Here is a 21074-nt window from a genome sequence, read left to right as displayed (position 1 = left end):
CCACCAAGGAGCCACGGATGCCCGATCCCGGGCTTTCCCCTCTGCAGTCGAGCCTGCCTGCCGCCGCGGCTCGGTTCGGGGCCTACGTCGTCGCGGCCGCCCAGGCACGGGCGGCCACCGACACCGGCGCCCTGACGGCCCTGACGCCCCCGGCCGCCCCGGTCGTCCCGCCTCCCGTACCCGTACCCGTATCCGTACCGGCACCCGCGCCCGTACCCGTACCCATGTCCCCCGGCGACGCGGCCGTCGACCCGGCCGCCGCGCACCCGCCGGAGGAGGTGGCGGCCGCGGCGGGCCGGAGCCGCTCCGCCCTGGAGCGGCTCCTGCGCGGCCCGAGCGGCCTGGGCACGTCGGGTCTCTACCCGGCCCGGGTCCTGGAGCCCGTACCGGCCGCGGCGCTCGAGGCGGCGGCGCCCGCCGAACCGGTCGCGGGCCGCCCGATCCCGGGCCTCTACCACCACCCGGTGGCGGAGCCCGATCCGGCGCGGGTCGAGGAGGTCAGCAGGAGGATCAAGGCCTGGGCGCTGGACGAGGTCGAGCTGTATCCCGAGGACTGGGAGGACCAGTTCGACGGCTTCTCCGTCGGGCGCTACATGGTCGCCTGTCATCCGGACGCGCCGTCCATCGAGCATCTGATGATCGCGACCCGGCTGATGGTCGCCGAGAACGCGGTCGACGACTGCTACTGCGAGGACCACGGCGGTTCGCCCATCGGTCTCGGCGGGCGGCTCCTGCTGGCCCACACCGCTCTGGACCCCCTCCACACGACGAAGGAGTACGGCCCCCCGTGGGCGGAGTCCCTGCACTCGGACGCCCCGCGGCGCGCCTACCGCTCCGCCATGGAGTACTTCGTCCAGCAGTCCACGCCCTCCCAGACCGACCGGTTCCGGCACGACATGGCCCGGCTGCACCTGGGTTACCTCGCCGAGGCCGCCTGGGCCCAGACCGACCACGTCCCCGAGGTGTGGGAGTACCTGGCGATGCGGCAGTTCAACAACTTCCGCCCGTGCCCCACCATCACCGACACCGTCGGCGGCTACGAACTGCCCGCGGACCTCCACGCGCAGCCGGCCATGCAGCGGGTCATCGCACTCGCCGGCAACGCCACCACCATCGTCAACGACCTGTACTCGTACACCAAGGAACTCGCCGCCCCCGGACGGCACATGAACCTGCCCGTGGTGATCGCCGATCGCGAGGGCGCCTCCGAGCGGGATGCCTACCTCAAGGCGGTCGAGGTCCACAACGACCTCATGCACGCCTTCGAGGCCGAAGCCGCCGCTCTGGCCATCGCGTGCCCCGCCCCCACCGTGCTGCGCTTCCTGCGCGGGGTGGCCGCGTGGCTCGACGGCAATCACTACTGGCACCAGACCAACACCTACCGCTACAGCCTTCCCGATTTCTGGTAAAGCCTCGCAAAGCATGGCAAAGATGGGACTATCCATGACTGGCACCGACCTGACCACCGCCGCTACCGCGACCTCCATCGGCACCTCCGTGTTCATCCCTTCCCCGGCGACCGCCTACCAGGGGGACATCGCCCGGTACTGGGACCACGAGGCCAGGCCCGTGAACCTGCGACTCGGTGACGTGGACGGCCTCTACCACCACCACTACGGCATCGGCGAGGTCGACCACTCCGCCCTCGGGGACGCCGGCGACAGCACGTACGAGAAGAAGCTGATCGCCGAACTCCACCGCCTGGAATCGGCGCAGGCCGAACTCCTCCTGGACCACCTCGGCGACATCAGCCGCGACGACACCCTCGTGGACGCCGGCTGCGGCCGCGGCGGCTCGATGGTCATGGCCCACCAGCGCTTCGGGAGCAAGGTCGAGGGCGTGACCCTGTCGGCGAAGCAGGCCGAGTTCGCCAACCACCGCGCCCACGAACTCGGCATCGAGGACCACGTCCGCGCCCGCGTCTGCAACATGCTCGGTACGCCCTTCGAGACCGGGCAGGCCGCGGCCTCGTGGAACAACGAGTCGAGCATGTACGTCGACCTGCACGACCTCTTCGCCGAGCACTCGCGCATCCTCAAGGTCGGCGGCCGCTACGTGACCATCACGGGCTGCTGGAACCCGCGTTACGGCCAGCCCTCGAAGTGGGTCTCCCAGATCAACGCGCACTTCGAGTGCAACATCCACTCCCGCCGGGAGTACTTGCGCGCGATGGCCGACAACCGCCTCGTCCCGCAGACCGTCATCGACCTGACTCCCGACACCCTCCCCTACTGGGAACTGCGGGCCACGTCCTCCCTGGTCACCGGCATCGAGGAGGCGTTCATCAACTCCTACAAGGACGGCTCCTTCCAGTACGTCCTGATCGCGGCCGACCGCATCTGACCGCAGCCGCGCCGCACCGGGATCCCCCGTCGTCTCCAGCACATCGACGCGCTCTCCCGGTGCGGGTGGTCCCGCTAGGCTCCCCCCATGACCAACGATCCCGGCTTCACCTGCTCAACCTGCGGCGAGCACCACGCTGAACCACCCCTGAGCTACGAGGCCGCCGCCCCCACCGTCTGGAACTCCGGCTTCGAAGCCGACCCGGACAGCACGCTGTCCCCCGACCACTGCGTCATCAAGGGACAGCACTTCTTCGTCAAGGGCCTGATCGAAATACCCGTGATCGGCACCGCGGACGTCTTCTCCTGGGGCGTCTGGGTCTCCCTGAGCAGGGACAACTTCGCCCGCGCCGTCGAGGTGTGGGACACGCCGGGCCGCGAGGCCGAGAAGCCGTACTTCGGCTGGCTCAGCACCGAACTCGCGCTGTACTCCGAGGGCACGATCGACCTCAAGACGAACGCCCACACCCGACCGGTCGGCCACCGGCCCGCCATCCGGCTGGAGCCCACCGACCACCCGCTCGCCGTCGAACAGCGCACCGGCATCACGCGGGACCGCGTGCGCGAGATCGCCATGGCCGTGCTGCACCCGGAATCGCCCGCCGCCTAAGGTGGTTCGCACAGTCCGAGCGGGCCGGGGGCCTTCCCCGGGCCGCCTTCCCCTCAGGAGTTCCCCATGGCGCGCTCGCTCGACGGCCTCGTCTTCGTTCCCGTGGCCGATCAGGCAGCCGGACAGGTCGGTCGGCAGACCCGGTTCGAGTACCGCGAGCAGGACGGGCACGTCTGGGCCGAGTACGCCGGCGGGGACGTGGTCAGGGGTCATCTGGTCGGCACCCGGGCGGACGACACCATCGACTTCCGATACGTCCAGCTCCGGCTCGACGGCACGACCGCCTCGGGGCACTGCGTCTCCCTCGTGACGGAACTCCCCGACGGCCGGCTGCGCCTGGAGGAGGACTGGGCGTGGGAGTCCCAGGAGGGCAGCGGCACCAGCGGGGTCGAGCAGATCCTGGGCTGAGGCGGGGAGCGGGGCCGGGTTCAGACGCGCTGGGCCCGGTGGAGCAGGGTGCGCGGTCCGTGGGGCCGCAGGGCCGCCCGGGCGGCGTTCGCGCCGGGTGCGCCGTGGACTCCCCCGCCGGGGTGGGCCGCCGCTGAGGCGAGGTAGAGGTTCCTGACGGGGGTCTCCGGTCGGCCGGTGCCGGGGGTGGGGCGGAAGACCGCCTGCTGGTGCAGGGCGGTGGTGCCGTTGTTGATGGCGCCGTTGTGAAGGTTCTCGTTCATGGCCTGCAGGGTGGCGGGCGCCAGGATCCTGCGGGCGCCGATGCGGCCGCGGAAGCCGGGTGCGAAGCGTTCCACCTGCTCTTCCACGCGGTCGGCCATGGCCTCCTGTTCGCCGGGGCTCCAGCGGCCGGTGATGCCGTCGGGCCCGGCGTCGGCGGTGATGCGCTGCGGCAGATGGGTGTAGGCCCACGCGGATTCCGTACCCGCGGGAGAGCGGGTGGGGTCGGCGGTCGTCATCTGGCCGAACAGGGCGAACGGTTCGGCGGGCACCTGGCCCATGGCGATCTGCGCGGCGAACCGGGTCAGGGCGTCCATTCCGTCCGCCACGTGGACCGTCCCCGCCGTGGCGGCCCGCGGCGCGGACCAGGGCACCGGGCCGGTCAGCGCCCAGTCGACCTTGAAGGTCGCGAAGTCCCACTGGAAGCGTTCGAGGTCCCGCAGCAGCCGGGCCGGGAGGTGTTCCTCGCCGACGAGGTCCCGGTAGAGGGTGGGCGCCGAGGTGTCGGCGAGTACGGCCTTGCGCGCGTCCACGCTCTCCCCGCCCGCCGTCCTGACCCCCACCGCCCGGCCGCCCCGTACGACCACGGACGTGACCCGCTCCCCGCACCGCAGGACGCCGCCGCGCCGCCGCAGGCGGCTCACGAGCGCGTCCGTCAGGGCGCCCGCCCCGCCGACGGGGACCGGGAAGCCGTGGCTCTGCCCGAGCATCGACATCAGCCAGCCGAATCCGCCGCTGCCCGCGGCCTCGGGGGCCAGGTCGGCGTGCAGGGCGTTGCCCGCCAGCAGGAGCCGGCCGCCCTCACCCCCGAACGTCTCCTCGCCCAGGCGGCGCACCGGCAGGGCGAGGCTCCGGGCCAGCCGCAGGCCGCCCGCCGCCCTCAGTTTCGCCGCCAGGCGGAGGCCGGACCGGACCGGGGGGAACGGGGTGAACAGGGCCCGCACCACGTCGGGGCCGATCCTGCTCCACACGCCGTACAGGTCCCGCCAGGCGTCCGCGTCGGCCGCCGCGAACTGCGCGAGGCCGGCTGCCGTCTCCTCCGCGCCGCGCTCCAGAACCGCGCACCGGCCGTCCCTGAGCGGGTGGGCCAGTACGGACGGAGCGTGGCTCCACCGCAGCCCCTCGGCCGCGAGGTCGAGCCGGGCCAGCACCGGGGAGGCCGCGGCCAGCGGGTAGAAGGCGCTGAACAGGTCCGAGACGTAGTCGGGATGTACCCCGCGGTCGCTGCGCACCGCGCCTCCGGGCTCCGGCTGCGCCTCCAGGACTTCCACGCTCCACCCCGCGTCGGCCAGCAGGTTCGCGGCCACCAGCCCGTTCGGGCCCGCGCCGATCACGACCGCGTCAGGCACGACGGGCCGCCCCGGGCCGCTCTTCGTGCCGCTGTCCGCGCTGTTGCCCGTGCCGCTCTTCCACGACCCGGCCCAGCCGGGCGAGCATGCCCCGGTGCCGGATCTGCAGGGCCACCTCGCTCACGGGATTGTGGAGGGCTCCGCCCAGACCGCGCAGTGGGTGTTCGTCACAGATGACCAGGGTTTCTTCGCCCCACGGCCGGAGCTGGAGGAAGATCCGCGCCGTGCCGAGCCGCTTGAAGGCGGCCTCCAGCTCCAGCTCCCTGCCGGGCTCCTGGTGGCGGACGGTCGTCACCCCTTGGACCGACCAGGGGCCCAGCCGGACGGTGTAGCGGAGCCGGGATCCGACCTCGGGCCAGTACGGGTCGATCGGGACCGACTCGGACGGCCCCACGACCCATTCCCCGTACAGGGTGGGATCGGCGAGCACGGACCAGACGGCGCGCGGCGCGCGCCGGATCAGATGGTGTCGGACGGCCATGAGCGCGTCCTCCTCCCAGGTCGGACGGCCGGGACGGACGGCCGGGTCGGACGGCGCTCAGTCCGCCAGGGGACGGGCCATGACGCCGTGGGGCGGCTGCTGGCCGCCGCCGGTCGCCAGGATCCGTACTTCTGCCCGGTCGCTGATCTCCGCCTCGATGATTCCGGTGGCATCGGCGTAGAGGGGGTGGCCGCCCGGGCCCGTCCGGCCGGTCGCCGTCACCTCCACGATGTCCTGGCCGCCTTCGGGGCCGTCGGGAAAGACCAACTCGTAGCGTCGCGGCATCCCGCTCCCTCCTCGTCAGGCGTTCTTCACGATGACGGCGAGCGGGGCACTCGGCAACTCCGGGGGCTGCCCCACGGCGCCGCTCGGCCGTCCCGGCGCGTGCGGCCGATGTTTGCCGTGGGCGACGGGGGAACACGGGGTGGGGAGGTGATCGATGGTGCTGGTGCCCAGGTGGGGCAAGGCGTACGCAACGGTTCGGGCCGTCTTCGCGGAGAGAGCCGGCTATCTGCGCCGTGCGGTGCGGGAAGCGGGGAGCGAGCGGGACGATCTGGTGCTCGGTGCCAAGTCCGTCCTCGCCTCCATGGCCGCATGGGTCCTGGCGCGCTATCTGCTGCCGCCGACGGTTTCGACGTTCGCGCCGTTCACGGCGCTGGTCGCCCTGCGCGCCACCGTGTACCGCTCGGTGCGCGACTGCGTCCAGTACCTCCTGGCGATGGCGGCCGGGGCCGCGCTCGCCGCCTCCCTGGCGGCGCTGGCCGGGATCCACGGGTGGACGTTCGGCCTCCTCACCCTGCTCGCGCTCTGTGTGGGCAGGATCAGGCGGTTCGGGCAGCAGGGCACCCAGGTCGCCATCATCGGCTTCTTCGCCTTCTCCTCCGGCCAGGGGCGGATCGACTACATCGGCCATCTGGCCGCCTCGGTGGGCATCGGCGCGCTCTGCGGCCTCGCCGCCCACCTGGTCCTCGCCCCCGCCCGTCACGTCCACCACCGCCAGCAGGCCGTCGCCGACTTCTACACCGGGATGAGCCGTCGGCTGGACGGCCTGGCCGAGATCTTCGAGGGCGGCGACCCGGAGGCCGAGCGCGTCCGGCAGTGGCGCCGCGACTGGCACAGGCTCTCCGCCGACTGCGAGCGCATCCTGCGCGGCATCGACGCCGAGATCGAGAACAGCCGGCTCCATCCCCGCCGCGGCGCCGATGGCGCGGAGTCCGCGCTGCCCCGCGCCCGCGAGGCCGTCACCGTCGCCGAACGCGGGATGGACCACCTGCGCTCCCTGACGCGCACCCTCGACTACGCCCTGGGCAGTGCGGAGATCGAGAACCTGCCCGGTTGCTTCCGCACCTCCTTCGCCTCGCTGTTGCGAACGACCTCCGCCGCGATGCGGCAGATCGGGCAGACGTCCCCCACCGACGCCGGGCACCTCGCCCGGACGCTCGACGACGCGCGGGCGGAGCTCGAGCGCGTCGAGCGGCGAGACCGCCCGGCCGCCGAGGCCTCGCCGGAAGTGCACACGTTGCGGGGCACTCTCCTCACGGACGCGGGGCGCCTGCTGGCCGAACTCCGCTCGGCGCACGGCGTCCACTCGTTCTAGAAAAATATCCAGAAACGATGTTCTACGCTGTCCGCGACGTGGAGTGAGCGGCGCGGCCGCCATGAGAGTGAGAACGAGGACGCCTGCTCGATGAGTCCGAAACAACAGCGTGGCGAAGCCACGGTCGAACAGGTACTGGACACGGCGCTCTGCATCTACGCCTCGTCGGGCGAGGCCGGCCTCACCCTCGGCGCGATCACCAAGGCCAGTGGGGTCAGCTCCGGAAGCATCTACCACCACTTCGGCAGTCTCGACGGGGTGCTCGCCGCCCTCGCGCTGCGTACGGTGGGCCAGTTGCTGCAAGCGCTCGGGACGGCGCTGATGCGGGCGGCCGAGGCGCGGTCCGGCGTCCGGGACGTCGTCCTGGCCTACCTGGAGTTCGTACGGACCCACCCGGGCGAGGCCCGCCTCATCCACTCCGTCACCGCGGACCGGGAAGGGATGGCGCAGGCCGGGCAGATCCGTGACTCCCAGGAGGCGCGGCTGGCGCCGATCACGCTGTGGATCCAGGCGCACCAGGAATCCGGCGAACTCGCGGAGCTCTCCGCCCCTTTGATCGAGTCCCTGGTCATGGGTCCGGTCGTCGCCGTCGTACGCCGCTGGCTCACCGTGGGCGACATCGATCTCGACGAGGCCGCCCGCGTGCTGCCCGACCAGATCTGGCGTTCGGTCGGTCGGCACCAGGCCGTCTGACCCCGCGCGGAGTGCGGGAGGTGATCCCGCCGCACCGGATCCCGGGTTCCCCACCCCCGTGGGGGAGCCCCGTTCCGTGCGGCAACCTCCCGTACTCCGCTTCGCGGGTGACCCCGTGTCACTCGGAGCCACGAGGAACACGCTATGGCCGGAAAGGCCTCCTGACCCGGGGCAGCGCACGCCAGCAAGGGGACCGGACGCGCCACGGGGGACTCCGCACGCCACGAAGGGGACACCAGGCTCCCGGGTCCGGCCGTGACCTGGCACATCCCGCTCGTCTATGCTCAGCCGCTGTGGTCTCGCACGCACACCAGGGGACAACGTCCTCCGCCCTCACCCGTCTGAGCGTCACCGCCGCACGGCTGGCCGGCATACCCCCGCGCGGATACGCGCACCTGCTGGGCGTGGCGCCCGAGCACCTCAACGACGACCTGTGCCGGACCCCCGCGGCCACGGGTCTGCGCATCGCGGAACTGACGACCGCCCACCTCGCGTGGACCGACCTGTCCCTGCTGCTGACGCAGCAGTCCGGCATCGGCGCCCTCGGCATCTGGGACTACCTGATCACCTCCGCGCCCACGCCGCTCGAAGGAATCCGGGACGCCTCCGCGTACTTCGCCACCGTCGCCGACATCGGCACGGACACTCTCCGGATCGCCGAGGACGGCGAACAGGTCACCATCAGCCACGTCAACCACGCCGATCTCGCCCACGAGGCGGCGTGCGCCATCCGCGGCTACGCGCTCGGCCTCTACCAGCGCCGCCTCGGCGAGGCCGCCCAACGGCGCCTCGTTCCCGTCCACGTCTCGCTGGCCGCCGCGGCGCCCCGCCGCCACCACGCCCTGACCGAGCTGTACGGCACCCGCAGCATCGCGTTCGAGGCCCCGGTCAGCTCGGTGACCTTCCTCGCCCGCGACCTGGACGCCCCGAACCCCCACGCGCAGCCCGGCCTGTCGAGCGTGCTCCGGCGTCACGCCGAGCAGACCCTCGCCACCTCGGTCGCATTGCACGACTGGCTGGATCTCTTCCGCACCGCCCTGGCCGCGTCGGCCCAGGACGACGGCACGCCCACGCTGCCCGCGGTGGCGCGGCGCCTGGCCGTCAGCACGCGCACCCTCCAGCGCCGCCTCGACGAACACGGCACCACCTGGAGCAGCGAGGTCGACACCCTGCGCCGGGCCCACATCACGCGGTTGCTGCACGGCACCGACCTCAGCATCGATTCGATCGCCGCCCGCAGCGGATACGCCGATGCCCGCGCCCTGCGCCGGGCCGTCCACCGCTGGTACAACACCACACCGGCCACCCTGCGCCGCACCGGCCACCCGCACGGCGGCGCGGCGCAACTCCCGGCCTGAGCCGTCGAGGAGGCGCCCCGCCTCCTCGACCGGCGCGGCCGGGCGGCCCGTTTTGGATTGGCGGACGATCCTCAATACGATCCGGCGATGATCACAAGCAAACGACTGGCGGCCGGGGCGTGCGGCCTGTTGGTCGCCCTGGCCGTCGGGCTCTTCCCGGCGAGCGCCGTCGCCGCAGATGGACCGACGGCCAAGGAACCCCCCAAGGTCGACCTCGTCCTGGACGTCAGCGGCTCCATGCGGGCGACCGACATCGACGGCCAGTCCCGGATGGCCGCGGCGAAGCAGGCCTTCAACGAGGTCATCGACGCCGTGCCCGACGAGGTACGGCTCGGCATACGGACCCTGGGGGCCACCTACGCGGGTGAGGACAAGGCGCTCGGCTGCAAGGACACCAAGCAGCTCTATCCGGTGGGGCCGTTGAACCGCACCGAGGCGAAGACCGCGGTGGCCACCCTGGCCCCCACGGGGTGGACCCCGATCGGCCCGGCCCTGCTCGGCGCCGCCCAGGACCTCGACGGTGGCGGCGCCACCAAGCGGATCGTGCTCATCACCGACGGCGAGGACACCTGCGCCCCGCTCGACCCGTGCGAAGTGGCCCGCGACATCGCCGCCAAGGGCATCCACCTCGTGGTCGACACCCTCGGCCTGGTCCCCGATGCCAAGACGCGTACGCAGCTGACCTGCATCGCCGAGGCCACCGGCGGTACGTACACCGCCGTGCAGCACAAGGCCGAACTCTCCGGCCGGGTCAGGCAATTGGTCGACCGCGCGGCCGACCCGGTCGTCAACCCGGTGGCCACCGAGGGCGCGAAGCAGTGCCAAGGCGCCCCGCAGCTCAAGGCCGGCCTCTACAGCGACCGCGAGACCTTCGGCGAGCACCGCTGGTACCGGGTGGACGTCCGGCCCGGTCAGGAGCTGCGCGCCTCGGTGAGCATCGCCGCCGACCGCGCCGTCAACAAGGACTACGGCGTCCTGTTGCGGGCCACGACCGTCCACGGGCGGGAGATCGTCCGGGGTTCCGAGGCGGGCGACGGGCGCACCGACGTCCTGTCGACCGGTCTGCGCTATCCGAAGGCCACGCTCGACGACGCGGATTCGGACACGGACGACGGCAAGGGCGCCGCGTCCGGGACGGAGACCGTCTGCATCCAGGTCAGCAACTCGTTCTCGGCGGGCCCGTCCGTGAAGACCGCTCCCGGCATGCCCGTCGAGCTGACCATCGATCTGGTGGACGGCCCCGACCAGGCGTCCGACGCCGCCGCCTTCGGGCTCGGGCGCGGCTGGTGGCTGCTGGGCGTGCTGGTGCTCACCGGACTGCTGGCCGGTCTGGTGTGGGGCTGGATCTCGCGCTGGCGCATCTCCGTCTGGAGGACCAACTGATGCGTACCGTACGCACACTGACCGCCGCCCTGCTGACCGGCGCCGCCGCCCTCGCGCTGGCGGGACCCGCCTCGACGGCCGTGGCGGACACCCCCTCGCCGAGCCCGAGCTCCAGCTCCGACTCCGGCAAGGGGACCTCCGGGGCGTCCGCTCCGACGGAGGCGGGCACCAGCTTCCGTACCGCCACCGCCTTCCGCCCCGGCCAGCAGGCCACGGCCGGCGCGTCGACCGGCGACTACCTCTACTGGGTGCTCCCCATCGACGCGCAGCAGCGGGTGACCGTGAAGGCCACGGTCACCCTGCCCGAATCGGCGGCCCGGCACGGCGCGGCGACATGGCAGCTCGACGTGTACGACGGGCTGCGCCGCCGCCAGGCGTGCACGTACGGCACGCAGTCCCGGGCGGCCGCGAAGGAGGCCGCCTCGGTCGAACTGACCTGCACCCTGCGCACGGTCCGTGCCGCGGCCGAGCCCTGGGCCAATGATCCGCTGCCGGGGAGTTACTACGTACGCCTCACCGTGGTGGCCCTGCCGGACGAGGACCTCGGCCTGCCGGTGAAGGCGGCCGTCGCAGCCGCCGTGACGGAGACCGGCGGGGCCGACGCCGTGGACGGATCCCTCGCCGCTCCGCTGGTCCCCGCCACCGTGTCCGGGTCGCTGCGCGAGCCGGAGGACGGCTGGTCCGGCGGCTGGTGGAGCGACCGCTGGATCTGGACCGCGGCCGGCGGAGTGCTCGGCGCCCTCGCGGGCCTCTTCGGCTACTCCCTGACGCGCGGCTCGGGCCGCCCGTCCCGGGTACGTCCGCAGGGCTGACCGGACGGGCGTCGCGGCTCGGGGGCTCCCCCGGGCCGCGACCCCCGGCTCCCTCCCACCGACTCGGGTCACTACCTCTCGCGAGTGACCCGGTATGTGCCCGGAGGGCCGAGCGCGCCCGGTCGTGTTTGGCTGGGCCCATGACCACGTCCCGCACGGCCCGTCGCCTCGCCCGCTTCACCGCCGGCCTGCCGCTGATCGCGGCTCCGCTGCTCCTCGCCGCCGCGAGTGCCGCGCACGCCTCCCCGGAACCCCCGGTCGATTCCTGCGCGGCCGTCACCGTGCCCGAGGGCCACGCGTGCGTGCCCGAGCCCAAGCAGTGCATCACCACCCCCTGCCCCCAGTACACGATCGTCCCCGCCGAGCCCGCGCTCCCCGCGACGGCGACCAGCCGGTCCGCGTAGCCACCCGCCGGCGCGCGGGCCCGCCCGGGGGGACGGGGCGGGGCGATACTCCTCCCATGCGATGGTTCGAGCAGGCCGAGGCAGCGGAAGCGGAAGGCGATTGGGACACGGCCATCGGGCTCGTGAGCCCCCGCGCCGCGTGCTACTCCGCCGACTCCGGCGCGCACGGCCACCACCTGTGGCACATGGAACTGCTCGCCCGCGCGGGGCGGTTCGCGGCACTCACCGAACTCGCCCTCACCGACCCCCACGCGCGGCGCAGCCTGCACAGATCGCTCCGGGAGCGGGGGATGGCCGCGGAGCTGCGCGAGCGCGCCGAGCGGGGCGACCGCGGCGCTCTCTACACCCTCGTACGGATGCTCTGCGAGACGAACCGGGCCCAGGAGGCCCGGCGAACGGTCCAGGACCTCGATCCGGAAAACGCTTACGCGCACCGGCTCCTGGACGGTCCCGCGGGGTGATCCGCGGCCCCGGCGTCGGTTGGGGCACGGTCAGACGGTGTGAACGGCGCCCTCGCGGGCCGGGGCCGGGCGGGGGGCCGCCGGGCGGACCAGGAGGCGGAGGACGGCGCCCAGGAGGAAGCCGTACACCGCCACCAGGCCGTGGCCGTTGGACTGGGCGAACCACATCGCCAGGCCCAGCACGGGCACACCCACGGCGAAGAGGGCGTCCGTGGCGGTCGCCTTGTTCACGCCGGCCCGCAGGACGCGGAGCAGGAGGGGCGCGGCCAGGGTCGCGGCCAGGAAGTACGTGGCCCCGGAACTCCCGGCGAAATTGCGCGGGTCGGTGCTCCGCTCGCTCGTGCCGACCAGCATGTCGACCCACGTCGGCAGCAGGATTCCGGCGGCGAACAGGCCCAGCATCAGGGGGCCGCCCCAGAACCACTCCGCGAGCGCGGCCATGACGGCGATCGTGGCGATGTTCCACGCGTCGCCGAACGGCCCGCCGTTCTGCATGAAGACGGACGTGACGATCCGCCACCAGCCCGACCGGGCCGGGTCGCTGTCGAAGGCGGCCATCGCGCCCGACCAGCTCAGCTGCGTCACCAGCCCCAGGACGACGAGGGCGGTCAGCCCCACCGCCGCCCACGGGGTGGCCCGCTCGCGCAGGGGCCCTTCGCCGACCAGGGCCACCGCACCCTTGAACATCAGAACCATCAGTGCCGCCGTGGTCACGTTGAACACCAGTGCGCCCATCGTCACCACCCCCCTTCGCTCCCCGTCGCTTGCTTCGAGGACGACAGTAGCCCCTCGGTGCGGCGAATTCAAACAGTGTTAGAAAACGGGGTACGCTGCTCCCATGAAGCTGACAGCGGAGCGGATCATCGACGCCGGCATGGCGGTGTTCGCCGAATCGGGTTATCACGGACTGTCCATGCGACGGGTGGCGGAGCGGCTCGACGCCCAGGCCGGGAGCCTCTATTACCACGTGCCCAGCAAGAGCGCCCTGGTCCAGCTGATGGCGGACCGGGTCGCCCGGCAGGCGTACGAGGCCGGAACCGCCGCCCTCGCCGAACTGGGCCCCGGAGCGCCCTGGCAGGAGCGCGTCGAGGCGCAACTGCTCCCGCTGCGCGGCACCCTGCGGCGCCACCCCGGCGGGGCGGTGATGTTCGCCGACAGCCCCAAGGTGCTCAGCACCGGGGCGTTGGCCCTCATGGAACGACTGCTGGAAACCCTGCGCGATGCCGGGGTGGCCGCCGAACACCTCGGCGTCGGCGCGGACACGCTGCTCAGCCACGTCACCGGCTTCGTCCTGCAGGAGCAGAGCCAGTCGCCCGCCGTGGCCGCGAGCGCCGAAGAGGGCGCCGCGCTGCTGGAGCGGTTCCCGATGACCGTCGCCGCCGCCTCGGCCATCGGGGAGGACGAGAAGTACGTCCGCAGCGTGCGGCTCGTGTGCGCGGGCCTCGCGGCCCTCCTGGAGCCGGCCCCCTGACAGCGCCGGGGCACGCATCAAGGCACGCGTCGGGTCACGCGTCGGGTCACGCATCAAGGCACGCGTCGGGTCACCCGCACGGGAGCGGTCCGGCCGGCGGTCCGCCGAAGCGGGCGAGGTAACCGGCCAGGCCGCGCGCGCCCTCCCCCGCCCAGCCCACGTACCCGTCGGGCCGGACGAGGAAGATCCCCTTGCCGTACGGCGCGTACGCGTCGATGCGGTGCACGTGGACGAACTCCGCTCCGATCGGCGGCAGTTCCGCGTCCGTACCGATGGCGAGCAGGGTGAAGTGGGGGCCCCGGAACAGGTCGAAGAGCCTGCGGCCGTCCGGCAGCGGGCCGTCGGGGGCGCGGTCCCCGGCTTCCAGCGCGCCCGCCGAGCCCTCGGAGAGCGGGCCGCCGCGGTAGCCGAGGCCGAGCTGGCGGGTCGCCGCCCCGCGCTCTTCCTCGCCGCGGTGGATCCGGGTCGACAGGCCGAGCATGTGCGCGGCGACCGGCTGCCGTTCCTGTTCGTACGTGTCCAGGAGCGCCGGGTCCGCGCCGTGGCGCAGCACCTGGCCGAGCTTCCAGCCGAGGTTGTAGGCGTCCTGGACGCTGGTGTTGAGGCCCTGGCCGCCGGCCGGGGAGTGCACGTGGGCCGCGTCGCCCGCGAGCAGGACCCGTCCGGCGCGGAAGCGGTCGGCCATGGCGGCGCGCGGCCGGAAGTCCGAGGCCCAGCGGACCTCGGTGACGTCCCGCGCGGCGAGGTGGGTGGCGGCGGCGACCACCGCCGGGATGTCGAGGTCGTCGGTGCGCGCGACGACCTGGTAGTCGTCGGTGCCCGGCAGCGGGCAGAGCGCGGCGAAACCGCCGCCCTCGCCCGGGAAGACGTGCCAGTGGTCGCGGTCCAGGGCCCCGGGGCGCAGCCGTACGTCGGCGACGACCATCGGCGCGGGGGTCACCGTCTCGCCGGTGAGGCCGGTCATGGCGATGCCGAGGGCCTTGCGGACGGCGGAGCGGCCGCCGTCCGCGGCGACCAGGTAGGGGGCGTGCAGGGTGCTGCCGTCGGCGAGGTGGGCGCTCACGCCGACGGCGTCCTGGTCGAGGCCGGTCAGCTCGGCGCCGAAGACGACGCGGCCGCCGAGTCCGGTGAGGCGCTCGAAGAGGATCTGCTGCGTGCGCCACTGGGGGAGCAGCCGGGCGCGCGGGTAGGGCTCGGTGTCGGTGGGTCCGCCGACGTCCGCGTCGCCGAGCATGTCGCGCTCGCCGACGGGTCGCGCGTCCTGCCAGATCCGCCCGAGGGGGGCGGTGGCGCTGGCGGCCACCACCGCGGGGCCGACGCCCAGGTCGTCGAGTACTTCCAGGGTGCGCGGCTGCAGGCCCTTGCCCCGCGATCCGGGGAAGAGCGTATCGGCGCGCTCGATGAGGAGGGCGCGCACGCCGCGGCGGGTGAGGTCGAGGGCGAGGGCCAGTCCGGTGGGGCCCGCGCCGACGACGAGTACGTCGGGAGCCCCACTTTCCTTAACGCTGTTAAGTTCGGTCATGGACACGAGAATGGGCTTAACGCTGTTAAGTTGTCAAGGTGGCGAGAGAACGAGAAGCGAAACCCGAACGGACCCGGCTCGACCGCGCGACGGTGGCGGCCACCGCCCTGCGCCTGCTCGGCGAGGTGGGCCTGGAGGGGCTGACCCTGCGGGCCATCGCCAAGGAGCTGGACGTCAAGGCGCCCGCCCTGTACTGGCACTTCAAGGACAAACAGGCACTGCTTGACGAGATGGCCACCGAGATGTTCCGGCGGATGACGGCGGACCTGGACACGGCCGTCCACCCGCCCCAGGGCTGGCACGAGGCGCTGGAGACCGCCATGCGCGCGCTGCGGGAGCACCTGCTGCGCTACCGGGACGGCGCCAAGGTCTACAGCGGTACCCACTTCACCGACATGAGCTTCGCCGCGCCCATGGAGGCCCACCTGCGCACCCTGGTCGGCGGCGGCTTCACCGCCGCCGGGGCCGCCCGTGCCTGGTTCACCGCCTACAGCTACACCATCGGGTACGTCATCGAGGAGCAGTCCATGGGGCCGCTGCCCGGCGCGGACGGCGAGGGCTACGACCTGGAGGCGCGGGCCGCACGCCTCGTGGACTACCCGCTGACGACCGAGGCGGGCCCGACGATGTTCCGCGACCGCGACGCCGGTTTCGAAGCGGGCCTGTCGGCGGTGCTCATGGGCATCGGCGCGACCATGCTCCCGTCGTCCGGGCCCCCCCGCTCCCGGTGATCCGTCGTGGAACCTTGAGCGGGGCTCTGCGTGTTCTCTCGGCCGTGCGGTCGTCGGTGCGCGACCATACGGACGATACGGGGGCCGATACGCACCCGACCATCGGCGGCGTTCGAACCGGCCAGCAGAGGGAACACCGAGACAGGAAGAAGGACGGACGTGTCCGGCAGCGAAAGCGAGAACCCAGTAATTCCCGCCCCGACCCCCGCTCCGACTCGCCCCAGGGCGAACCAGGACTGGTGGCCGAACCAACTCGACCTGCAGGTACTCCATCAGCACTCGCCCGCGTCCGATCCGATGGGCGAGGACTTCGACTACGCGGCGGAGTTCGCGACCCTGGACGTCGACGCCCTGAAGCAGGACGTCTTCGCGGTGATGACGGATTCGCAGGACTGGTGGCCCGCCGACTACGGCCACTACGGGCCGCTCTTCATCCGGATGAGCTGGCACTCCGCCGGCACGTACCGCATCGCCGACGGCCGGGGCGGCGGCGGAGCCGGTGCGCAGCGCTTCGCCCCCCTCAACAGCTGGCCGGACAACGCGAGTCTGGACAAGGCGCGGCGTCTGCTCTGGCCGGTCAAGCAGAAGTACGGCCGGAAGATCTCATGGGCCGACCTGCTGGTGTTCGCCGGCAACTGCGCCATGGAGTCCATGGGGTTCAAGACCTTCGGGTTCGGCTTCGGGCGTGAGGACACCTGGGAGCCCGAGGAGATCTTCTGGGGGCCCGAGGACACCTGGCTCGGCGACGAGCGGTACAGCGGCGAGCGCGACCTCTCGAATCCGCTCGGCGCCGTGCAGATGGGTCTGATCTACGTCAATCCGGAGGGGCCCAACGGCAATCCGGATCCGCTGGCCGCCGCCAAGGACATCCGCGAGACGTTCGCGCGCATGGCGATGGACGACGAGGAGACGGCCGCGCTCATCATCGGCGGCCACACGTTCGGCAAGTGCCACGGCGCGGGCGGCGCCGAGTACATCGGTCCGGAGCCCGAGGGCTGCCCCATCGAGCAGCAGGGCCTCGGCTGGACGAACACCTACGGCAGCGGCACGGGTGCCGACGCGCTCACCAGCGGGCTCGAGGGCGCGTGGACCAAAGAGCCGACGAAGTGGGACAACGGGTACCTGGACAACCTGTTCGGGTACGACTGGGAGTTGACGACGAGCCCGGCCGGCGCGAAGCAGTGGACCCCCACGGACGCCTCGGCCCAGGGCACGGTGCCCGACGCGCACGATCCGTCGAAGCGGCACGCCCCCATGATGCTCACGACGGACCTCGCGCTGAAGGTCGACCCGGTCTACGGGCCGATCGCCAGGAGCTTCCACGAGAACCCGGACAAGCTCGCGGACGCCTTCGCCAAGGCCTGGTACAAGCTCCTGCACCGTGACATGGGCCCCCTCTCCCGCTACCTCGGCCCGTGGATCGCCGAGCCGCAGCTGTGGCAGGACCCCGTGCCCGAGCCGGGCTCCGCGCTGATCGGGGCCGCGGACATCGCCGCCCTCAAGAGCAGCGTCCTCGCCTCGGGTCTGTCCGTCTCCCAACTGGTCACCACCGCCTGGGCGGCGGCGGCCAGCTTCCGCGGCACCGACAAGCGCGGCGGGGCGAACGGAGCCCGGATCCGGCTCGCGCCGCAGCGGGACTGGGAGGTCAACGACCTCCCCGAGGTGACCGACACCGTGCGGGCCCTGGAGCAGATCCAGCAGGACTTCAACGGCGCACAGGGCGGCGGGGCGAAGGTGTCCCTCGCCGACCTGATCGTCCTCGGCGGCTGCGCGGCCGTCGAGGAGGCCGCGCGGAAGGCCGGGCACACCGTCACGGTGCCCTTCGCGCCGGGGCGCACGGACGCCTCGCAGGAGCAGACCGACGTCGAGTCGTTCGCCGTCCTCGAGCCCAGGGCGGACGGGTTCCGCAACTACCTCCCCTCGGGGGAGAAGCTGTCCCCCGAGACGCTCCTCCTGGACCGCGCCAACCTCCTGACGCTGACCGCGCCCGAGATGACGGTGCTGATCGGCGGCATGCGCGCCCTGAACGCCGGCTTCAAGCGCTCCTCGCACGGCGTGCTCACCGACCGGCCCGAGACGCTGACCAACGACTTCTTCGTCAACCTGCTCGACATGGGTACGGAGTGGAAGGCGTCCACCACGGCCGAGAACGTGTTCGAGGGCCGGGACCGCGCGACGGGCAAGGCGAGGTGGACCGCCACCGCCGTCGACCTCGTCTTCGGTTCGCACTCCCAGCTCCGGGCCATCTCGGAGGTCTACGCGTCCGATGACGGCCAGGAGAAGTTCGTCCGCGACTTCGCGGCCGCCTGGGACAAGGTGATGAACCTCGACCGGTTCGACCTCGCCTGAGCCCGCGGTCCCGCTGTCCCGGCCGGGACGCACGACGGCCGGCCGGGACGCGGGCCGTGGCCCGTCACTGCGGGCTCCAGTGGTACTTCCCGCCGCCGACCCAGCGGACCTCCCCCGGGTCGTCCAGGTCCCGGATGGTGATGCCGGCCGCCGCAGCGGTCACGACCACGTCGATCATGGATCGGGCGGTGCTGACGAACTCGCCGTCGACTTCCACGATCCGGAACGGCGGGTCGGCGGCGTGCACGCCCAGTACGGTGACCCGCGCCGCCGACATGTAGGGAATGGTGCCTTCGGTCATACGAAGCTCGCCTCCACCCGGTCGATCGGTACCGCCTGATCCAGTGTGCGCCTGCCCTCGGCGGAACCGCCCATTCAGGGCCGGGAACGCTTGACGCGGGGCGGCCGGGGCACCAGCCTTACCCGGAGTTACTCATTGGTAGGGCGGAAGGGGTGGGGACCATGGGCAGGGACCGCGTACCGGGTGGGGAACGGGGCCGCGAGCAGGACCGGGCCGACGCGGAGCTGATGTTCGCGGGCGTCGAGCGGCAGGCGGAACTCGTCCGCACCGGCAAGATCACCTCCCGCGCCCTCGTCGAGGCCTCGCTGCGCCGCATCGCCCGGCTCGACCCCGCCCTCGGTGCCTTCCGCGTGGTCCTCGCCGAGCAGGCCCTGGCCGAGGCCGACGCCCGGGACGCGGTCGGGGCGGACAGAGCGGACGGGGCGGGGGGCGACGAGGGAACCGATGGCGCGGGCGGCCGCGGCCCGCTGCACGGCGTACCCATCGCCGTCAAGGACGAGCTGGACGTCGCCGGGCAGGTCACCACCTTCGGCGGCGCCGCCAACCGCACTCCCGTCACCGCCGACTGCGAGGCCGTACGCCGCCTGCGCGCCGCCGGAGCCGTCATCATCGGCAAGACGGCGATGCCCGAATTCGGCCAGTGGCCCTTCACCGAGTCCGCCGCCCACGGTCGGACCCGCAACCCCTGGGACACCACCCGCACTCCCGGCGGCTCCAGCGGTGGCAGCGCCGCCGCCGTCGCGGCCGGGCTGGCCGGGGCCGCGCTCGGCGGCGACGGCGGCGGCTCGATCCGCATCCCCGCCGCCTGCTGCGGGCTGTTCGGCCTCAAACCCCAGCGCGGCCGGGTCTCCACCGCCCCGCACCCCCACCTCTGGTACGCCCTCGGCACCGTCGGGCCGCTGACCCGCACCGTGCGCGACTCCGCCCTGCTGTACGACGTCCTCGCCGGCGCCGCCCCCGGCGACCGCTGGAGCGCCCGACCGGCCACCACCGCCTGGGTACGGGCGCTGGAGACCCCGCCCGGCCGGCTGCGCATCGGCTACTCCGCCACACCCGCCGTGCCCGGGGTGCGCCCGGATCCGGCGCACGTCGGGGCCCTGCTGGAGACCGTACGGGCGCTGCGCGAGCTGGGGCACGACGTCCGGGAGGTCCACCCCCGCTACCCGGACGCGACGGCGCCGTTCGTCGCGCAGTTCTGCGGCGGGGTCCGGGCGGAAGCCGCCGCCGTCGAGCGGCCCGAGCTGCTCGAACGGCGCACCCGCCGCGTCCTCTCGCTCGCCCGGCTGGTCCCCGAAACCGCCGTGGAGCGGGGCATCCGGGCCGGTGAGCGCCTCGCGGAGCGTGCCGACCGGATGTTCGCCACCATGGATCTGCTGCTCACCCCGGCCATCGCCGCGCGCCCGCGCCGGGTGGGAGCGCTGGACGGCGCGGGGCTGCTGACGGCGCTGGTGCGCTCGCGCCCGATGATCGCCTACACCGCCCTGTGGAACGTCACCGGGCACCCGGCGGCCTCCGTTCCGGCGGGCCACGGCGCGGACGGGCTGCCGCTCGCGGTGCAGCTGGTGGGCCGCCGCGACGACGAGATCGGTGTGCTGCGGGTCGCGGCGCAGCTGGAGGCGGCCCGCCCCTGGGCGGACCGGCGCCCGGAGCCGCCCACGGTCTGACCGCCGCCGCCCCGGACTGGCCGGTTCAGGCCCATGACGGTGGCCAGGACCGGCCCCGGTGCGTTGAATCCGTGGGTACGGCAGCGCGAGCGGCAGAGGGGACGGGCCATGGATCCGAGCGGGGAAGACCGGCGGACGTACGATCCGAGCGAAGAGGAAGTCCTGGCGGCCGTCGAGTCGTTGGAGTGGCCCTCGCCGCCGGACGCGGTCGTCGCGGCGGTCGATGCGATGCGGCGCGCGCAGGATCCGGCCGCGCGTCGCGCACGAGCCCGTGCCGAACAGGCCGGTCGTGAACAGGACGATCGCGCGCCGTCCGCATCGGTGGAAAAGGTGCTCGGTCTGCTGCGGCGGCTGGAGGCCGCCGGCAAGGTCAAGGGGCACTCCCAGAAGGTGTGGAGGTCCTGGGGCGTCCCCACGGCCGGGAACGCGCGGGATCCGCAGCTGTGGTGGCCGACGGACAAGTGGCGGGACGCGCTCACGCCACCGGCGCGCCGGCACAGGGGCCCCTTCTGGGAGGAGGACGTCCGGCGCGAGCGGGCCCGGCGGGCGGAGGCCCCCTCGGACGAGGAGAACGGAGTGACCGCCAGGCTGGAGCGGGTGGCCGAGGAGATGCGCAGGCAGTACAAGGCCCGCGACCCTTTCGAGAATCCCGGCGCCAACTGACGCCGTAAATACTGCCGCATAGAGCCACCACGGCCGGAAATACTAGGCCGATTTGGTGACAAGGGGACTGATGTTTCATCATCATGACCGCGCGTCAGCTTTCGACGCGTGTCGAGGAGGCGGGGGCGCCGGGGGGTCCCCCGCACACACAGGCCGAACCGGCGGGCGAGTTCACGCTCTCGCCGCGCCCGCTCCGCCGTGACTCCCGTCCCGC

Annotated in this window: 22 protein-coding genes; 16 read left to right on the top strand and 6 right to left on the bottom strand. The window is 73.0% G+C overall.

What is annotated here, in order from left to right:
• Positions 1-17 precede the first annotated feature (17 nt).
• The 4 genes from ABT084_RS02955 to ABT084_RS02940 all read left to right on the top strand — a co-directional run bounded on the left by ABT084_RS02955 (position 18) and on the right by ABT084_RS02940 (position 3360).
• A complete protein-coding gene (locus ABT084_RS02955; RefSeq protein ID WP_502968818.1) occupies positions 18-1409 on the top strand; it encodes a family 2 encapsulin nanocompartment cargo protein terpene cyclase in 1392 nt (463 codons plus the stop codon).
• Positions 1410-1443: 34 nt separating this feature from the next.
• On the top strand, positions 1444-2343 hold the full coding sequence (locus tag ABT084_RS02950; RefSeq protein ID WP_351037889.1) for a geranyl diphosphate 2-C-methyltransferase: 900 nt from the start codon (positions 1444-1446) through the stop codon (positions 2341-2343).
• An 87-nt stretch (positions 2344-2430) separates the two neighbouring features.
• Positions 2431-2952, top strand: a complete 522-nt coding sequence (locus tag ABT084_RS02945) for a DUF2199 domain-containing protein (RefSeq protein ID WP_351037888.1) — start codon at positions 2431-2433, stop codon at positions 2950-2952.
• Positions 2953-3018: 66 nt separating this feature from the next.
• The gene (locus ABT084_RS02940; protein ID WP_351037887.1) at positions 3019-3360 is read left to right on the top strand and encodes an avidin-fold protein; all 342 of its coding nucleotides are present in this window, start codon (positions 3019-3021) and stop codon (positions 3358-3360) included.
• Between the two features lie 20 nt (positions 3361-3380).
• Here the strand turns inward: ABT084_RS02940 and ABT084_RS02935 are convergent, their stop codons facing one another.
• From ABT084_RS02935 to ABT084_RS02925, 3 genes are read right to left on the bottom strand one after another with little or no spacing between them, the layout of a single operon-like run.
• The gene (locus ABT084_RS02935) at positions 3381-4970 is read right to left on the bottom strand and encodes a phytoene desaturase family protein (protein WP_351037886.1); all 1590 of its coding nucleotides are present in this window, start codon (positions 4968-4970) and stop codon (positions 3381-3383) included.
• The gene (locus ABT084_RS02930; protein WP_351037885.1) at positions 4963-5451 is read right to left on the bottom strand and encodes an SRPBCC family protein; all 489 of its coding nucleotides are present in this window, start codon (positions 5449-5451) and stop codon (positions 4963-4965) included. Before ABT084_RS02930 ends, ABT084_RS02935 begins: the two co-directional genes overlap by 8 nt.
• Before the next feature lie 57 nt (positions 5452-5508).
• A complete protein-coding gene (locus tag ABT084_RS02925) occupies positions 5509-5736 on the bottom strand; it encodes a DUF6296 family protein (protein WP_351037884.1) in 228 nt (75 codons plus the stop codon).
• 154 nt (positions 5737-5890) lie between these two features.
• Here ABT084_RS02925 and ABT084_RS02920 point away from each other — a divergent pair, with 154 nt between their 5' ends.
• From ABT084_RS02920 to ABT084_RS02890, 7 genes are all read left to right on the top strand, one after another.
• Positions 5891-7048, top strand: coding sequence for an aromatic acid exporter family protein (locus tag ABT084_RS02920; RefSeq protein ID WP_351037883.1), 1158 nt, complete (start codon positions 5891-5893; stop codon positions 7046-7048).
• Between the two features lie 90 nt (positions 7049-7138).
• Entirely contained in the window at positions 7139-7741 is a 603-nt protein-coding gene (locus tag ABT084_RS02915) for a TetR/AcrR family transcriptional regulator (protein WP_351037882.1), read from the top strand.
• A 293-nt stretch (positions 7742-8034) separates the two neighbouring features.
• Entirely contained in the window at positions 8035-9099 is a 1065-nt protein-coding gene (locus tag ABT084_RS02910) for an AraC family transcriptional regulator (RefSeq protein ID WP_351037881.1), read from the top strand.
• Positions 9100-9186: 87 nt separating this feature from the next.
• A complete protein-coding gene (locus ABT084_RS02905) occupies positions 9187-10482 on the top strand; it encodes a VWA domain-containing protein (protein ID WP_351037880.1) in 1296 nt (431 codons plus the stop codon).
• On the top strand, positions 10482-11294 hold the full coding sequence (locus ABT084_RS02900) for a hypothetical protein (RefSeq protein ID WP_351037879.1): 813 nt from the start codon (positions 10482-10484) through the stop codon (positions 11292-11294). Before ABT084_RS02905 ends, ABT084_RS02900 begins: the two co-directional genes overlap by 1 nt.
• A gap of 140 nt (positions 11295-11434) precedes the next feature.
• Positions 11435-11698 carry a hypothetical protein gene (locus ABT084_RS02895; protein WP_351037878.1) on the top strand — a complete coding sequence of 88 codons (264 nt, stop codon included), beginning with the start codon at positions 11435-11437 and terminating at the stop codon, positions 11696-11698.
• Positions 11699-11754: 56 nt separating this feature from the next.
• Positions 11755-12159, top strand: coding sequence for a hypothetical protein (locus ABT084_RS02890; protein ID WP_351037877.1), 405 nt, complete (start codon positions 11755-11757; stop codon positions 12157-12159).
• Between the two features lie 30 nt (positions 12160-12189).
• Here ABT084_RS02890 and ABT084_RS02885 read toward each other — a convergent pair whose 3' ends face one another.
• The gene (locus tag ABT084_RS02885) at positions 12190-12894 is read right to left on the bottom strand and encodes a hypothetical protein (protein ID WP_351037876.1); all 705 of its coding nucleotides are present in this window, start codon (positions 12892-12894) and stop codon (positions 12190-12192) included.
• Positions 12895-12997: 103 nt separating this feature from the next.
• Between ABT084_RS02885 and ABT084_RS02880 the strand changes: the two genes are divergently transcribed.
• Positions 12998-13630, top strand: coding sequence for a TetR/AcrR family transcriptional regulator (locus tag ABT084_RS02880; protein ID WP_351037875.1), 633 nt, complete (start codon positions 12998-13000; stop codon positions 13628-13630).
• Positions 13631-13700: 70 nt separating this feature from the next.
• On the opposite strand, the gene ABT084_RS02875 is transcribed toward ABT084_RS02880, so the two are convergent.
• Positions 13701-15152 carry an FAD-dependent monooxygenase gene (locus ABT084_RS02875; protein WP_351037874.1) on the bottom strand — a complete coding sequence of 484 codons (1452 nt, stop codon included), beginning with the start codon at positions 15150-15152 and terminating at the stop codon, positions 13701-13703.
• A gap of 38 nt (positions 15153-15190) precedes the next feature.
• Between ABT084_RS02875 and ABT084_RS02870 the strand changes: the two genes are divergently transcribed.
• Positions 15191-15883: a TetR/AcrR family transcriptional regulator C-terminal domain-containing protein gene (locus tag ABT084_RS02870; RefSeq protein WP_351037873.1), complete on the top strand. Its 693-nt coding sequence runs from the start codon at positions 15191-15193 to the stop codon at positions 15881-15883.
• Positions 15884-16042: 159 nt separating this feature from the next.
• The gene (gene katG, locus ABT084_RS02865; RefSeq protein WP_351037872.1) at positions 16043-18232 is read left to right on the top strand and encodes a catalase/peroxidase HPI; all 2190 of its coding nucleotides are present in this window, start codon (positions 16043-16045) and stop codon (positions 18230-18232) included.
• A gap of 64 nt (positions 18233-18296) precedes the next feature.
• Here katG and ABT084_RS02860 read toward each other — a convergent pair whose 3' ends face one another.
• Positions 18297-18533 carry a hypothetical protein gene (locus ABT084_RS02860; protein ID WP_351037871.1) on the bottom strand — a complete coding sequence of 79 codons (237 nt, stop codon included), beginning with the start codon at positions 18531-18533 and terminating at the stop codon, positions 18297-18299.
• Positions 18534-18694: 161 nt separating this feature from the next.
• Here ABT084_RS02860 and ABT084_RS02855 point away from each other — a divergent pair, with 161 nt between their 5' ends.
• Both ABT084_RS02855 and ABT084_RS02850 read left to right on the top strand, forming a co-directional pair.
• Positions 18695-20197 carry an amidase gene (locus tag ABT084_RS02855; RefSeq protein ID WP_351037870.1) on the top strand — a complete coding sequence of 501 codons (1503 nt, stop codon included), beginning with the start codon at positions 18695-18697 and terminating at the stop codon, positions 20195-20197.
• A gap of 108 nt (positions 20198-20305) precedes the next feature.
• Positions 20306-20860: a hypothetical protein gene (locus ABT084_RS02850; RefSeq protein WP_351037869.1), complete on the top strand. Its 555-nt coding sequence runs from the start codon at positions 20306-20308 to the stop codon at positions 20858-20860.
• The last annotated feature ends 214 nt before the right edge of the window (positions 20861-21074 follow it).

The sequence above is a fragment of the Streptomyces sp. NPDC002138 genome (genome assembly GCF_040296485.1).
Lineage (GTDB): Bacteria > Actinomycetota > Actinomycetes > Streptomycetales > Streptomycetaceae > Streptomyces.
Note: the sequence above shows the minus strand (reverse complement) of the source record. Positions and strands in the feature narration are given on the sequence as shown.

Excerpts from the sequence above, each read along its gene's own strand:
- ABT084_RS02860 (WP_351037871.1), bottom strand. The coding sequence starts at position 18,533 with ATGACCGAAGGCACCATTCCCTACATGTCGGCGGCGCGGGTCACCGTA.
- ABT084_RS02945 (WP_351037888.1), top strand. The coding sequence starts at position 2,431 with ATGACCAACGATCCCGGCTTCACCTGCTCAACCTGCGGCGAGCACCAC.
- ABT084_RS02915 (WP_351037882.1), top strand. The coding sequence starts at position 7,139 with ATGAGTCCGAAACAACAGCGTGGCGAAGCCACGGTCGAACAGGTACTG.
- ABT084_RS02885 (WP_351037876.1), bottom strand. The coding sequence starts at position 12,894 with ATGGGCGCACTGGTGTTCAACGTGACCACGGCGGCACTGATGGTTCTG.
- ABT084_RS02950 (WP_351037889.1), top strand. The coding sequence starts at position 1,444 with ATGACTGGCACCGACCTGACCACCGCCGCTACCGCGACCTCCATCGGC.
- ABT084_RS02905 (WP_351037880.1), top strand. The coding sequence starts at position 9,187 with ATGATCACAAGCAAACGACTGGCGGCCGGGGCGTGCGGCCTGTTGGTC.
- ABT084_RS02880 (WP_351037875.1), top strand. The coding sequence starts at position 12,998 with ATGAAGCTGACAGCGGAGCGGATCATCGACGCCGGCATGGCGGTGTTC.
- ABT084_RS02875 (WP_351037874.1), bottom strand. The coding sequence starts at position 15,152 with ATGACCGAACTTAACAGCGTTAAGGAAAGTGGGGCTCCCGACGTACTC.
- ABT084_RS02855 (WP_351037870.1), top strand. The coding sequence starts at position 18,695 with ATGGGCAGGGACCGCGTACCGGGTGGGGAACGGGGCCGCGAGCAGGAC.
- ABT084_RS02850 (WP_351037869.1), top strand. The coding sequence starts at position 20,306 with ATGGATCCGAGCGGGGAAGACCGGCGGACGTACGATCCGAGCGAAGAG.
- ABT084_RS02890 (WP_351037877.1), top strand. The coding sequence starts at position 11,755 with ATGCGATGGTTCGAGCAGGCCGAGGCAGCGGAAGCGGAAGGCGATTGG.
- ABT084_RS02925 (WP_351037884.1), bottom strand. The coding sequence starts at position 5,736 with ATGCCGCGACGCTACGAGTTGGTCTTTCCCGACGGCCCCGAAGGCGGC.
- ABT084_RS02920 (WP_351037883.1), top strand. The coding sequence starts at position 5,891 with ATGGTGCTGGTGCCCAGGTGGGGCAAGGCGTACGCAACGGTTCGGGCC.
- ABT084_RS02940 (WP_351037887.1), top strand. The coding sequence starts at position 3,019 with ATGGCGCGCTCGCTCGACGGCCTCGTCTTCGTTCCCGTGGCCGATCAG.
- ABT084_RS02900 (WP_351037879.1), top strand. The coding sequence starts at position 10,482 with ATGCGTACCGTACGCACACTGACCGCCGCCCTGCTGACCGGCGCCGCC.
- ABT084_RS02955 (WP_502968818.1), top strand. The coding sequence starts at position 18 with ATGCCCGATCCCGGGCTTTCCCCTCTGCAGTCGAGCCTGCCTGCCGCC.
- ABT084_RS02930 (WP_351037885.1), bottom strand. The coding sequence starts at position 5,451 with ATGGCCGTCCGACACCATCTGATCCGGCGCGCGCCGCGCGCCGTCTGG.
- ABT084_RS02895 (WP_351037878.1), top strand. The coding sequence starts at position 11,435 with ATGACCACGTCCCGCACGGCCCGTCGCCTCGCCCGCTTCACCGCCGGC.